This window comes from Brachybacterium tyrofermentans, from assembly GCF_014897585.1.
Taxonomy (GTDB): Bacteria; Actinomycetota; Actinomycetes; order Actinomycetales; family Dermabacteraceae; genus Brachybacterium; species Brachybacterium tyrofermentans.
Genome location: NZ_JABUXW010000002.1, coordinates 176,465 through 190,731 on the forward strand (window position 1 = coordinate 176,465; position 14,267 = coordinate 190,731).

11 protein-coding genes are annotated in these 14,267 nt (G+C 70.7%); 2 read left to right on the forward strand and 9 right to left on the reverse strand.

The genetic code is table 11. The features are described 5' to 3' along the window. Nucleotides 1-56: 56 nt before the first annotated feature. From INT49_RS02045 to INT49_RS02085, 9 genes are all read right to left on the reverse strand, one after another. Nucleotides 57-1,181: a hypothetical protein gene (locus tag INT49_RS02045; protein ID WP_193116054.1), complete on the reverse strand. Its 1,125-nt coding sequence runs from the start codon at nt 1,179-1,181 to the stop codon at nt 57-59. After that, on the reverse strand, nt 1,178-2,284 hold the full coding sequence (mnmA, locus tag INT49_RS02050; protein WP_193116136.1) for a tRNA 2-thiouridine(34) synthase MnmA: 1,107 nt from the start codon (nt 2,282-2,284) through the stop codon (nt 1,178-1,180). The genes INT49_RS02045 and mnmA overlap by 4 nt, the downstream gene beginning before the upstream one ends. Before the next feature lie 217 nt (nt 2,285-2,501). Continuing rightward, nucleotides 2,502-3,689, reverse strand: coding sequence for a cysteine desulfurase family protein (locus tag INT49_RS02055; protein WP_193116055.1), 1,188 nt, complete (start codon nt 3,687-3,689; stop codon nt 2,502-2,504). A gap of 68 nt (nt 3,690-3,757) precedes the next feature. After that, a complete protein-coding gene (locus tag INT49_RS02060; RefSeq protein ID WP_226849614.1) occupies nt 3,758-4,690 on the reverse strand; it encodes an ICP22 family protein in 933 nt (310 codons plus the stop codon). Continuing rightward, nucleotides 4,687-5,685, reverse strand: a complete 999-nt coding sequence (locus INT49_RS02065) for a vWA domain-containing protein (RefSeq protein ID WP_193116056.1) — start codon at nt 5,683-5,685, stop codon at nt 4,687-4,689. Before INT49_RS02065 ends, INT49_RS02060 begins: the two co-directional genes overlap by 4 nt. After that, complete coding sequence (locus INT49_RS02070) at nt 5,682-6,704, reverse strand: vWA domain-containing protein (protein ID WP_193116057.1); 1,023 nt, start codon at nt 6,702-6,704, stop codon at nt 5,682-5,684. Before INT49_RS02070 ends, INT49_RS02065 begins: the two co-directional genes overlap by 4 nt. Continuing rightward, complete coding sequence (locus INT49_RS02075; RefSeq protein ID WP_193116058.1) at nt 6,695-7,225, reverse strand: hypothetical protein; 531 nt, start codon at nt 7,223-7,225, stop codon at nt 6,695-6,697. Before INT49_RS02075 ends, INT49_RS02070 begins: the two co-directional genes overlap by 10 nt. Then, nucleotides 7,212-8,108 carry a DUF58 domain-containing protein gene (locus tag INT49_RS02080; RefSeq protein WP_193116059.1) on the reverse strand — a complete coding sequence of 299 codons (897 nt, stop codon included), beginning with the start codon at nt 8,106-8,108 and terminating at the stop codon, nt 7,212-7,214. The genes INT49_RS02075 and INT49_RS02080 overlap by 14 nt, the downstream gene beginning before the upstream one ends. 71 nt (nt 8,109-8,179) lie before the next feature. Next, nucleotides 8,180-9,424 carry an AAA family ATPase gene (locus tag INT49_RS02085; RefSeq protein WP_226849615.1) on the reverse strand — a complete coding sequence of 415 codons (1,245 nt, stop codon included), beginning with the start codon at nt 9,422-9,424 and terminating at the stop codon, nt 8,180-8,182. A gap of 250 nt (nt 9,425-9,674) precedes the next feature. On the opposite strand from INT49_RS02085, the gene glgX reads away from it, so the two are divergent. Next, complete coding sequence (gene glgX, locus INT49_RS02090) at nt 9,675-11,915, forward strand: glycogen debranching protein GlgX (protein ID WP_193116060.1); 2,241 nt, start codon at nt 9,675-9,677, stop codon at nt 11,913-11,915. 51 nt (nt 11,916-11,966) lie between these two features. Next, the gene (locus INT49_RS02095) at nt 11,967-14,177 is read left to right on the forward strand and encodes a maltotransferase domain-containing protein (RefSeq protein ID WP_264298742.1); all 2,211 of its coding nucleotides are present in this window, start codon (nt 11,967-11,969) and stop codon (nt 14,175-14,177) included. Nucleotides 14,178-14,267: the final 90 nt, after the last annotated feature.

Genomic DNA, 14,267 nt, shown 5'->3' on the forward strand with positions numbered 1-14,267 from the left:
CCCCGAGCCGAACCGGTCCACCCCGGAGCGCCCCGGTGCGCGCCCCGGCGCCGGTGTCAGCTCGAGACCCTCTCGGCCCAGGTCGGTGCCACGCGCAGGAGCCCCTCGATCGCGCCCTCGTCCAGCAGCGTGGAGAGCTCGGGCTGGGCCGACGGGTCGATGCGACCGGTATGGACCTCGTGGGAGACGCCGGTGTTCGCGAGCAGGGTGCAGCCAGCCGCCTCGGCGTCGCTGTAGCCCAGACGGTTCCAGATCCCCAGGAGCCTCTCGAGCTCCGGGTCGAGCTTCCCACCCGGTCGCGGATCCACGACGATCTCGAAGCTGCATCCGGCGTCACGGGCCTCGGCGACGCCCTCCCACAGCGCGCGGCCCTCCGGGGTCTCCAGGGTCGGCATGCGGCGCGGGCCGAGCGTCATCCGGCTCACCCCGGCGTCGCGGGCGGCGCGGAGCAGCTCGAGATTCGCCCCGACCCCGAGGGTGATCATGCCCGGCTCGAGACCGCCGTCCTCCAGGGAGACGACCAGGCTGCGCCAGAGCATCCCGATCTCGGGAGCCGGGACCGCCGGATAGTTGCGTCGGCCCGACGGCGTGGAGATGCGCCCGGCGTGCACACCGGCGACGGCGTCCTCGCGCAGCAGCAGGTGGGGACGGGCCCCGGGGACGCGCTCGCGCAGCTCCGCGAGATGGTCGAGCAGCCCCTCGGCCAGCAGCAGCGGGAGGTCGCGCACCGCCCCGCGGTCGGCCAGGGTCCGCTCCCCCGAGTTGAGGAAGGTGGCACCGGCCAGGGATATGGGCCCCAGCGCGGTCGTCATCAGCGGGCCCTCGTAGCCGAGCAGGGCGATGCGTGCCGCGTCGAGCAGGCGGGCGCGCAGCTCACGGGCATGCTGCCAGGCTCGACCCATGCCAGGGCCCAGGCGCCATCCGTAGCTGACGAGATCGCCGGTGGTCTCGGCGAGCAGTGCGAGGGTGGCCGGCAGCAGATGGTCCGTCTCATCGGTGCCGAGCGCCGCAGGAAGGTAGAGCCGGGTGGCGATCTGCTCCTCGACGTCGTCCCCGAGCAGCGACCGCAGCCGCATCAGCGCAGCCAGGTGCGGATCGTCGGGCAGCCCCAGACGGGCGGCCTCCAGGGGTGTGGGGGCACGGAACGTGCCGTCCCCCGTCAGGGTCACCAGGGGTGTCATGCGCGTCGCTCCAGGGTCGCAGCGGCGATCACGCGGTCACCGTCGTACAGGACGAGGGTCTGACCGGGCGCGACGCCGCGGATCGGGGTCTCGAGGCCTACTCGCAGGCTCGGGCCGTGGGCCGGTTTCGCGGCGGAGGACTCCGGGGCCTCGAGGATCCGGGCCGGGGTGGCCTCGCCGTGCGCACGGATCTGGGCGCGCACCTCGCGGCCCGCGCTCAGCGGTTCGAAGGACACCACATCGGTGGCGATCAGCTCACGGGTGGAGAGCAGCTCCGCGGCGCCGACGACGACCTGGCGGGAGGACGGATCGATGTCGACGACATAGCGCGGGGCCCCGTCGGCCGCCGGCTGCTGGATGCCCAGCCCCTTGCGCTGGCCGATCGTGAAGCCGTGGGTGCCGCGGTGCGTACCGATCACGGCGCCGCTGTCGTCGAGGATCTCTCCGGGGTCAGCCCCGAGGTTGCGTTCGAGGAAGCCCCGGGTGTCCCCATCGGCGACGAAGCAGATGTCGTAGCTGTCCGGCTTGGTCGAGACGCCGAGGCCGCGCTTGCGCGCCTCCTCGCGCACCTCGTCCTTGGTCTCGTACTCACCCAGCGGGAAGAGGGAGCGGCCCACGGCCTCCGGACCCATCACGGCCAGGACATAGGACTGGTCCTTGGCCATGTTGCGGGAACGGTGCAAGGAGGGGGTGCCCGCGGGCCCGTCGGTGCGGATCGAGGCGTAGTGCCCGGTGCAGACGGCGTCGAAGCCGAGCAGCGTGGCGCGCTCCATGAGCGAGGCGAACTTGATGCGCTCGTTGCAGCGCACGCAGGGGTTGGGCGTGCGCCCGGCGGCGTACTCGCTCAGGAAGTCCTCGACGACCAGGTCGTGGAAGTCGTCCGAGAGGTCCCAGACGTAGTACGGGATCCCGATGCGATCTGCCGCCCGGCGAGCATCCGAGGCATCCTCGACGGTGCAGCAGCCCCGCGAGCCGGTGCGCCGCTGATCGCGGTTCTTGGACAGGGCCATATGGACGCCGACGACCTCATGGCCCGCCTCCGCCGCCCGGGCTGCAGCCACCGCCGAATCGACTCCGCCGCTCATCGCCGCCAGCACCTTCATCGCCGCGCCCCCTTCCTCACCGTCATACGCCATCTGCTGGATCGTCGTGATCCCGGCAGCTGGTGAGCACCAGAGGGCCCTGGATCCGACCCGTCGAGTCTACGGATGGCACAGGTTCGCGACACGTGACGGGAACGTGAGATGTGCCCCGCTGCGGCGGGAGCTCTCTGGTGGTCCCGTGACCGTCCCCCGGGTGATCCCGGGTGATCCCGGGCGATCAGCCGAACAGCGCACCGACCGCCCGGGCTCGGCGCAGCGACTCCGGAAGCGCCTGCAGGAGCACGTCGACGTCCTGGTCGGTGCTGGTCCAGCCCAGCGACAGGCGCAGCGCGCCCCGGGCGTCCTCCTCCGAGAGTCCCATCGCCGCCAGCACGGGGCTGGCCTGGGTGACGCCCGCCGAGCAGGCCGACCCTGCCGAGGAGTCCACTCCCCGTTCGTCCAGCAGGAACAGCAGCGAGTCCGAATGCGCGCCCGGGAACACCACGTGCACGATGTGCCCGGACTGCGGCGACTCCTCGGAGAGGGTCAGCCGTGCGCTCGAGTCGATCTGCCGGATCCCGTCGCGCAGCCTCCGGGCGAGCGCGCGGATCCGCCGGCTCTCCTGCTCCCGGTCACGCACCGTCTCCTGGAGCGCCGCCGCGAAGGCGGCGGCCAGCGCCAGATCCAGCGTCCCGGAGCGCACGCCCCGCTGCTGGCCTCCGCCGGTGCTGGTCGTGCCGAAGGGAACGTCGGGCTTCGCCACCAGCACTCCCACCCCCACCGGGGCGCCGATCTTGTGCCCGGACAACGACATCAGGTCGATGTCGTCCCAGGATGGACGCCGCACATGCCCCACGCCCTGCACCGCATCGGTGTGGACGAGCGTGCCGTGGGCCCGGGCGATCGCGGCGAGAGCCGCCAGGTCCTGGAGGGCACCGGTCTCGTTGTTCACCAGCGCCGTGCTCATCACGCTCACCGCGCCATCGGCGAGGGCGTCGGCCGCGCGGTCCGCCTGCAGGATGCCCTGGTCGTCCACCGGCAGCAGACGCGCCTCGATCGAAGGGGTCAGCGCCTGGAGCGAGCGCGCCGTCGCGACCACCGCCGGATGATCGGTCGCCGCGACCGCCACGGCGGTGCGGGAGCTGTCCGCGGCGACCGCCCCGGTCGCCACCGCCCGGATCGCGAGGTTGTCCGCCTCGGTCCCCCCGGAGGTCATGATCAGCCAGCTGCGCGGCACCTCGAGGAGCTCGGCGATGAGCTCCAGGGCGTCGTCCAGGACCGCTCTCGCCCGGCGCCCTGTGGCGTGCACGGACGACGGATTGCCCTGCACGAGCGATGCCTCGACGAAGGCCTCGCGAGCTGCCGGTCGCAGCACCGAGGTCGCCGCGTGATCGAGATAGGCGCGCCGCTCACCATCTGCGCTCATCGCCCCGTCCGGCGCGGCGGCGCGACTGCTGTCGCTATCGCTGGCACTGGCGCTGGCGCTGGCGCTGCTCACCATGGCTTGTTCGGATCCTGCTCGGACCCGCCGGGATCGGTCTCCCCCTCGCCCCCCTGGGATTCCTTGTTGCGCTCCTTCAGCTTGTCCTCCTTGCTCTTCTGCTCGCTGTCGCCCTCGGTGGGAGCCTCCTCGTCGGGTCCATCACCCTCGGGGTCCTCCTTCGTCGGCTCGCCCGGATCCTGCGGCGAGCCGGAGCCCGGCTCGCCCCGGTCGTCCGGGTCGTTGCCGGCTTCCTCATCGGCCTCGCGACGCTTCTCCTTCACCCGGTCGCCGTTGTCCTCGGTGGTGCCGGAGTCCTCGTTGCCGGTGCCCCCGCCCTGGCCGCCCTCGCCCTCGCCTCCACCGCCGCCGGAGGCGCAGGGGGCGAGGATCTCCTCGGCCTCGAACAGCCTGTCGGCGCGCTCCTGGGGATCCTCGATCTGATCCGCCTGGCGCTCGATGGAGAGGGCGAGGTTGTTCGCGATCTTGCACTGGGCATGGGCCGGGGAGTTGAGGTCGCTGTGATCGGTCCACTCCGTCATGGCGGTCCGCAGCTCCTTCTCGGCCTCCGCGTCCTTGTCCTGCTGCAGGAGATCGGTGCCTTTGGACAGATGCGGCAGGTACGGCTCGAACCAGTTCGTGAACTCGACGGGGGCCAGCCGCTCGATCGCGGTCGGATAGTCCTGTGCCTCATAGGCGGACTGGTGCGTCGCCTGGGTGATCGGCATCGACAGGAACTTCACCGCCAGCAGGGCGAGTGCCAGGATGGGCAGGGCGAGGACCGCGAAGACGATGATCCGGGCTCGGCGCAGCCGGCGCACGTTCAGCCCGAAGTTCTTCGGGCTCCCGGTGGTGTCCTGCGTGAGAGCGGGCGATGGGGCCCGCGTCGAGGCCTTCTCTGCCGTGGGCTTCTCTTCCGTGGTCTTCTCTGACGAGGGTGCACTCATCTCTGCGCTCCTGAGATGTCGTAGCGATCGAGCTTGCGCGGGAGCCGATAGGTCATCTCGCCCAGCTCCCAGATCAGGAGCAGCGCGAGCGGGATCGAGGCGATCCAGTACCAGTCCTCGAAGGATGCCACGTCGCGACCGGACTCGATCGGGATCGGCTTCAGGGTCACGTCATCCATGGTCCCCTCGATCGGCGCCTCGGGGTCCTCCCGATGCAGGTAGGGCACGCCCATCTGCCCCGCGATGGTCTGCAGCTGCTCCTCGTCGATCGTCGAGATCCCCTGCTCCCCGTCGGGCCCGGTGATGTACTCGCCGTCGGTGGCACCGCCCTCCGCCTTCATGGGGCCGCCCTCGGCGGTGCCGTACCCGAGCACGGCGCCGCCGTCGATGAATCCCGCTGCCGAGCTGAAGGATTCGGCGTCCTCCCCGTCGGTGTTCTCCCCGTCGGAGAGGAAGTAGACGAGGATCTGGGAGTCCGGGTCGTCCCGCTGCGCATCGGAGAGCGCGCTCATCAGCGACTGCAGAGGACGGTCCACGTTCGAGCCCTTCGAGTACGCGGTGGGCTCCGTGGTCACGGTGTCGATCCAGGACGTCGCGGCACCAGCATCGGTGGTCAGCGGCAGCTGCTGGGTCGCCGTCGAGTCGAAGGCGATGATCGAGTAGCGGGAGCCCTCGGTCATCCCCATCACCCGGGCCATGTCGGCCTTGACGCCGTCCAGCCGTGGCTGGTCGCCGGCGTAGTCCTCGGCGTTCATGGATCCCGTGCGGTCCACCACGAAGAACACGTTCGCGTTCATCCGCTCTGTCTGCTGGGTGTCCAGCGGAGTGACCGGCCGCAGCGCGACCACCAGCAGGAGCACGATCATCAGCACCCGGCGCAGCCACGCCACGCGCTGGCGCGGCCTGCGGATCAGCAGCACCACGGCGACGATCAGCATCGCCGCGAACAGCGGGATGCTCGCCCACAGGGGCATGAGGGGCTCGAGACGGATCATCGTGTTCTCCATCCCAGCACGAGGATGCCGATCAGCGAGAGGAACGTCAGGACGAACCCGAAGGTCGGATGGTCAGTGCGCACCACCGTCGGCTCGGCACCCATCGCCTGCGCCTGTGACTTCTGGATCTCCTGGATGATCGAGGGGATCGCCTCGGGATCCGAGGACTCGTACAGATCGCCGTCCTGGTCCTCGGTGGCCGTCTTCAGCTCCTCGAAGCACTCCGGGCCGCAGTCATACGCTCCGGGGTAGAACGTGTAGAGGTCGATCTCCCGTGCGGCGACCGACTCGGTGGCCTCCTGCAGGGTGAAGATCGGTTCGCCGTTGACCTCGTTGTCGGTCGCGAAGATGATCGAGCGGGAGCGGTCCTCCTCGGCCTGGTCGAAGACCTGGCCGCACGAGGCGAGGCCGTCGGGGACGACGGAGGCCTGGTCGGGGATCCCCTTGGTGCCCTCGACGAAATCGACGTACTGACGGACCTTGTCGTCGGAGTAGTCGCGGTTGCCCAGTCGATACCCGAACTCGTCGAAGTCGATCGCCTCGGCACCCTCCTCGAGCTCGCGCTTGATGAGGTCGTAGTCGTTGGTCAGCGGGAACACCGTCCGGCTGGTCGAGTTGAAGATCGTCAGCGCGACCCGCTCGCCCTCGAAGGTGTCGACCATCTCGGCGAAGGTCGCGAGGATCTCGGTGTCGTACTCGTACATCGACCCCGAGACGTCCAGGCACAGCACGATGTCGCGCGAGGCGAAGTCGGGGGTCTCGATGCGCTCGGTCGCGATCCGCCCGGAGAGGACCGAGGCGGCGACGACGCCGACGACGGCGATGCCGACCTGCAGCACCCGCAGCACCTTCGCGGTCCGTTGGGCGCGCGCGAAGCTCGGGAGCCGATCGAGGTACTCCGAGTTCGCGACCAGCACCGGCGACTTCCGCATCGCCCGACGGTTCCAGAACGTGATGCCCCAGACGGCGAGCGCGGCGAGCAGCAGCAGGGCGGTGACCCACCAGAAGGTCATGACCATCGCCGGATCACCTCCCGCGAGCGGCGCACGGAGTCCTGCAGCTCGGCATCGGTGCTCTGCGCGAAGTCCGGCTCGTAGAGCGCGGCGATCAGCTCCCCGACATCGCGGGTGCGCGGATCCGCCCGCAGCGTCGACGTGTCCTGGCTGGTCACGTCCTGCCCCGTGGTCCGGCGCACGAAACGGCGCATCACCCCGGTGAGTTCGTGGTGGCCCTCGCGGGCCCCGAGGTCACCGGCCTCGTGACGGTCGGCGATGTCGTTCACCGCGCGCAGGAACTCCGCCTTGACGGTGTCGACGTCGGAAGGGCGATCGCGATAGGCGATGCGCTTCTCGATCGCCCGGGTGATCTTCAGGGTGCCCACGATCAGCGCGGTGATGACCAGCAGGCACAGCACGGCGAGGATCACCCATGCCACGGAGTACTGGGGCGGGGCGATGATCTCCGGCGGCGCGGGCTCCGCGAGGAGCGGGACGCCGCCCAGCAGCGTCAGCGCCGGGCCGCTCAGCTCAGGAACGGGCATGGCGGTACTCCCTCGAGCGCAGCATCGCGATCATGTCGTCGACCACGGTGGTCTCTCCCTCGGTGACCATATGGGTGACGTGCAGGCGGTCGAGCATCTCGGTGATGCCGTCGCGCCGCGCCCGACGGTAGGCCTCGACGTCCTGCGCGACCCGCTTGGAGGACCGGGCGAGCGACGCGATCTCGCGGGGGCGGTCCACATCGACGACGTCGTGATCCAGGTCGGTGCGCTGCAGCGGATCCGCATCGGCGATGCGGATCACCATGACGTCGTGCCGGGTGGTCAGTCGACGCAGCAGTGTGAAGTCCTCGACGCTGGGATGCGCCTCGTCGGTGATGATCGTCATCAGCGTGGACCGGGTGGTGACCCGGAAGGCCCGTTCGAGCAGCCAGGAGGTGTCGGTCACCGGTGCCGCGGTGGTGGTGGCCTGCTGCACGCTGCGCAGGAGCAGCTCGAGGTGGCCGTCGCTGGACCGCGAGGGCAGCTGGATCGGACGGCCCTCGCCGCCCGCCACCAGGCCCACCATGTCACCGCTCTTCTGGGCGAGGAAGCAGACCATCCCCGCGGCCAGGATCATCGCGTCGCGCTTGGAGCTGCCGTCGGCCGCGGTCGCCGCCATCGCCGAGGACGTGTCGGCGACGATCGACAGGTGCCGCACCCGCTCCTCGTTGAACTGTCGGATCAGCGGTTCGCCGGAGCGCGCCGTCGCCTTCCAGTCGATCTCGGAGATCTTATCCCCGGGCTGGTAGTACTTCAGATCGTCGAAGTCCTCGCCGCTGCCCTTGAACATCGAGCGGCCGCGGCCCTGGATAAGTCCCCGCGCCCGGTTCGAGGTGTGCAGATCGACCCGAGCCTTGACGCGGGTCAGCAGCGAGGTGGCCATTCAGTGCGCTCCGTACTCCGTGGTCGGGGTGTCCGTGATCCGTGGGCCGTGGCCGTCCGGGTGAGGTGGGGTCAGGGCATCGGCACGGCGTGGAACACCGCGTCGATGATCTGCTCCGGCTTGATGCCGCTGGCCAGGGCGTCGAAGGTGAGCACGAGGCGGTGGCGCAGCACGCCGTAGCGCATGGCCCTCACGTCGTCGGGCGTCACGTAGTCGCGTCCGTTGAGCAGCGCGTGGGCCTGGCCCACGCGCATCAGGGCCAGCGAGCCGCGAGGGCTCGCGCCGACGCGCACGGACTGGGTCAGGTTCGGCACCGGTCGCGGGCCGGAGCCGCGCGTGGTGAACACCAGATCGATGATGTACCGCTTCACCGCCGGATCGACGTAGACCGCGTCGACCGCCTGCTGGAGGAAGCGGACGTCCTCGAGGGACACGTTGGCGACGGCCTCGCGGGGGCCGGTGAGGCTTCCCGACGTGGAGCGGTCGAGGATCTCGTGCTCCTCGCCGGGCCGCGGATAGGTGAGGATCTCCTTCATGAGGAAGCGGTCCATCTGCGCCTCGGGGAGGACGTAGGTCCCCTCCTCCTCGATCGGGTTCTGGGTCGCGAGCACCATGAACGGCTCGGGGAGGCTGTACACCTCGCCGCCGATCGAGGTCTGTCGCTCCTGCATCGCCTCGAGCATCGCGGACTGGGTCTTCGCGCTGGAGCGGTTGATCTCGTCCAGCAGCACGACGTTGGCGTGCACCGGTCCCAGCTGGGTGGTGAAGGTGCCGGAGCCGTAGTTGAAGATCTGGGTGCCGATGATGTCGTTCGGCATGAGGTCCGGCGTGCACTGGATGCGGGCGAAGGATCCGGTGATCGACGACGCCAGGGCGCTCGCGGCAGTCGTCTTGGCCAGACCGGGCACGGATTCCAGCAGCACGTGCCCGCCGGCGGCGAGCGCGGCGACGAGGGTCATCCGGAGGTTCTCCTGCCCGACCACGCGGGACTGGAACACGGAGGAGATCGTGCGGATGATCGAGCCGGTGCGCTCGAGATCCGCCGGCGAGATCGCCGCGGACGAGGGCGCGAAGTCGCCGGGCCGACGCTGCTGGCCGCCCTGCGCTCTCCCCTGCTCCGACTGCGGGGCCTGGCCCTGCTGGGGTGCCTGCGGCTGGCCCTGAGCCTGGGGCTGACCCGGAGCCTGCGGCTGGCCGTGGGGCTGGAGCTGCCCCTGGGGCTGCGGCGGACCCGCGGGCGTGCCGGGGTGCGCCTGGGGCGCGGGCCGGCCGGGACCTGCCGGCACCGCGCTCTGCTGGCTGGGTGGAATGCTCATGCGCTGGGGCTCCCCCGTCGTGCGTCGATTCGATCTGCTCGTGCGAGCTGGACCTTCGTCCTGCTCCGGCCCTGCCCCCGCAGGGACCGGGGACCGCGCACGGCCATGTGACCGTGAGGGTCCAGCCCCCGCTGCGCTCCCGGCGTCCGGGCCGTTCCCCGGACGAGGAGCGCGGTGACATCCCGACGATCCTAACGTCACCGGGCCCCCTGAGTGCGATCGTGACCGCCGACGGTGGGAGAATGCGCCGGTGCCAGCAGATCATCCCGACCGTGCCGCGACCCCGGCCGCTCCCTCCTCCCCCGGCCTCTCGGTCGATGCCGCGGGCCGAGGCACCTTCGCCGTGGCCGCCCCGCGCGCCGAGGCCGTCGACCTGTGCGTGCGCCATGGCGGCACGGAGCGGCGGCAGCGGCTGCGGCACGTCGAGGGCGGCCTCCACTGGGACCACGTCACCGGGATGGTTCCGGGCACGCAGTACGGACTGCGGGCCCATGGCCCGTGGGACCCCGCCGGCGGGCAGTTCTTCACGCCGGCGCGGCTGCTCCAGGATCCGTGGGCACGGGGCGTGTCGCACTCCTCGTCCCTGCTGAGCTCCTTCTTCCCCGTCGAGGTGGACGCGATGCTCGATCGCCTCGACGAGGATCCCGTGCCCAGCTCGACGGACAACAGCCAGGAGGCCGTGTGGTCGGTCGTCGTCGGCGACGCCTTCGACTGGCAGGACGACCTGCGGCCGATCGTGGACTGGGACGCGACGGTGCTCTACGAGGCGCATGTCAAGGGGGTCACGCGCCGCCACCCCGACGTGCCGCCCGAGCAGCGCGGGACGTACGCGGGCCTCGCGCATCCTGCTGTCACGACATACCTGCAGGAGCTCGGCGTGACCAGTGTGGAGCTGCTGCCGATCCATGCCGCGATGGACGAGGCCCACCTGACCCGGTTGGGCCTGACGAACTACTGGGGCTACTCGACCATGTCGTACTTCGCCCCGGAGCCGTCGCTGGCGACGGCGGCCGCCCAGAGAGCCGGGGCCCAGGCGGTGCTCGACGAGGTCAGGACGATGGTCCGGGCGCTGCACGCCGCGGGCCTCGAGGTCATCCTCGACGTGGTCTACAACCACACCGCCGAGGGCGGGGCGGGAGGCCCCTCGCTGTCCCTGCGGGGTCTGGACAACCTCGAGTACTACTGGATGGACCACGGCACGTTCCAGGACGTCACGGGGACCGGCGGGACCCTGGATCCACGATCGGTGCACGTCATGGATCTTGTGCTCGCCTCGCTGCGTCATTGGGTGCAGGAGGTCCATGTCGACGGCTTCCGCTTCGATCTGGCGGCGACGCTGGGACGGGATGATCGGGGCTTCCGCGCCGACCATCCGCTGCTGCGGGCGATCGCCACCGACCCGGTGCTGCGCGAGGTCAAGCTCATCGCCGAGCCGTGGGACGTCGGCACCGACGGCTGGCAGACCGGTGGTTTCCCGGCCCCCTTCGCCGAGTGGAACGACGCCTTCCGCGACGATGTCCGGGCCTTCTGGCTCTCCGATCGTGCGCATCGGGAGAGGACCGGGGACGACGCCGTCGGGGGGATCCGGGATCTCGCGACCCGCCTGAGCGGTTCCAGCGATCTGCTGACCAGGAACGACCCGCCCGCTCTGCCCGAGGGACGCAGCCTGCGCTCTCCCTGGGCCTCGATCAACTACGTCACCGCGCACGATGGCTTCACCCTGCGGGATCTGACCGTCTACGACCGCAAGCGCAATGCGGCCAACGGCGAGGACAACCGCGACGGCACCTCGGACAACCGCTCCTGGAACCACGGCCACGAGGGCGAGAACCCCGGCGCCGCCGTGCCCGACGGGATCGAGGAGCTGCGTCGCCGCACCGCGCGCAGCATGCTCGCCACCTTGCTGCTCGCCTCCGGGACGCCGATGCTGACCGCGGGGGACGAGATCGGGCGCACCCAGCAGGGCAACAACAACGCGTACTGCCAGGACAACGAGATCTCGTGGGTGGACTGGTCGCTCGACGACCAGGCCCTGGAGCTGCGGGAGTCGGTGTCCCGCGTCCTGGACCTGCGGGGCGAGCATCCGCAGCTGCGGGCGCCCCACTTCCTGCGCCCTGCGGATCCCGAGCACCTCGACGCCGACCAGGTCGCCTGGTTCGGGGCCGAGGGCGACCCGCTGGACCATGGATCGTGGATGGATCCGTCCCGGCATCTGCTGGCCATGCTGCGGCCGGCGATCCGGGGACGCGGCGGAGCGGAGCATCTGCTCGTGATCCTCTCGACCGACTCCGGTGACGTTCCCGTGCGGATGCCGGGGGCGCCCTGGCCCCAGGGCACGACGCGGGTTCTGCTGGACACCGCTCTCGAGCGTCAGGACGACCTTCCCACGAGTCCCGTCCTCGAGCGGACGGTCACCGTGCGCAGCGGGAGCGTGGTGGTCCTCGGGATCGAGGCCGACGGTCCTGAGGAGCCCTCCGAACGGCTATCGTGAGGACCGTCACCACGACCGTCGCAGACACCGAGGTGTCAGGCAGGAGAGACCATGTCCCAGGCCACCGGGTCCGAGGGCGCTGCGCCCCGGTCCACCGCGTTCCGGACCGCTGCGTCCGCGACCGACGCCCCCGAGAACAGCACTCCCTCGTCCAGCACCCCGGCGGCCAGCACCCCGGCGTCCAGCGCTCCCGCCTCCGACGCCCGCCCTGCTGAGCCCGTTGCGACCGCGTCGACCGGCTCGCCCGGCACGACGAGCTCGCTGGAGCGCGGCGTGGGCCGGATCCCGATCATGGACGTGCAGCCCGTCGTCGACGGCGGTCGCTTCCCGGCCTCCTGCGTCGAGGGCGAGACGATCACCCTCACCGCGAACGCCTTCCGCGAGGGGCACGACGAGATGGGCGTGCAGGTCGTCCTCGTGGATCCCGACGGCGGCGAGCAGCGCCTGCGGATGGAGTCCACGAACCCGGGCCTGGATCTCTGGCAGGTGCCCGTGCGGCCGGATCGGACGGGGCACTGGTCCTTCCGCATCGAGGCGTACTCCGCGCCCTACGAGAGCTGGGTCCACAGCGCCGAGGTGAAGATCCCGGCCGGCATCGACCTCGACCTCGTCTGTGCCGAGGGGGTCCTGGTGCTGCGACGCGTGCTGGCCGAGGTCGACAGCGGCCTGCGGCCCGCGTCCGACGGCCCCGTCGTCCGCGCGGCGCTGGAGAGCCTGCGTTCCCCCGGCCTGCCGGCCTCCTCGCGCGTGGCCCCGGCGCTGGCCGCCGATCTGCGCGGAATGCTCGCCCTGAGGCCTCTGCGCGAGGGTGTCACGGTCTCGGCGCCCTACCGGCTCGTGGTGCACCGTCGTCGGGCCCTGTTCGGCTCCTGGTACGAGTTCTTCCCCCGCTCCGAAGGGGCGCGCTTCGACCCCGAGACGGGGTGGCGCTCGGGCACCCTGCGCACCGCGGCGACGTCCCTGGACCGGATCGCGGCGATGGGCTTCGACGTCGCCTATCTGACCCCGATCCACCCGATCGGCTCGACTTTCCGCAAGGGACGCAACAACACCCTGGACCCGCGCCCCGGGGACCCCGGCTCGCCCTATGCGATCGGTTCGGCCGACGGTGGCCACGACGCGATCCATCCCGACCTCGGCACCCTCGAGGACTTCGACGCCTTCGTGGCGCGCGCCAGGGAGCTCGATCTCGAGGTCGCCCTCGACATCGCCCTGCAGTGCTCCCCCGACCACCCCTGGGTCACCGAGCACCCCGAATGGTTCACGGTGCGCGCGGACGGCACGATCGCCTACGCCGAGAATCCGCCCAAGAAGTACCAGGACATCTACCCGCTCAGCTTCGACACCGACTACGACGGGCTCTACGCCGCCGTGCGGGACATGCTCGAGCACTGGGTCGACCACGGCGTGACGCTCTTCCGGGTCGACAACCCCCACACCAAGCCGGTGCGGTTCTGGGAGGAGCTGCTGGCGGAGTTCGACGAGAAGCATCCCGAGGTGATCTTCCTGGCCGAGGCGTTCACCCGGCCCACGATGATGCACACGCTCGGCAAGGTCGGCTATCACCAGAGCTACACCTACTTCACCTGGCGCGAGACCGCCGCGGAGCTGCAGGAGTACCTCGAGGAGCTCGTCGAGTCCGCGCCGTACATGCGCCCGAGCTTCTGGCCCACGACCCACGACATCCTCACCCCGTTCATGAGCTCGGGAGGCCGACGGGCCTTCGCCCTGCGCGCGATCCTCGCCGCCACCCTCGTCCCCACCTGGGGCATCTACACCGGGTACGAGCTCGTCGAGGACGTCCCGCGGCCCGGTGCGCAGGAGCAGATCGACAACGAGAAGTACGAGTTCGCGCCGCGCGACTTCGCCGGCGCCCTCGCCGCCGGCCGGAGCCTCGAACCGCTGCTGACGGACCTCAACCGGATCCGCCGCGAGCATCCCGCCCTGCAGTCGCTCACCTCGATCCGGTTCCATGAGGCCGAGGACGAGCAGGTGCTGGTCTTCTCCAAGCATCTCGGAGCAGTCGCCAGTGGCACCGGCTCGCCGGACACGATCCTCGTGGTCTCGCTGACCGCCCATGACAAGGACGCGTGGACCACGCTCCACCTGGATCTCGACGCGCTCGACGTCCCCGAGCGCTTCGAGGTCGAGGACCTGCTGACCGGCGAGAGGTTCACGTGGGGCAGCGACCCCTACGTCGTCCTCAGCGCCACCGACCGGCCCGCGCACGTCCTGCGGATCATCCACCCCGAGGAGAGCTGACATGGCTGACCAGACCGACCCCACCCCCTCGACCTCAGGCGCGGCGAGTCCGTCCTCCGCACCGGCTCCTGCGACACCGACCGCACCGGC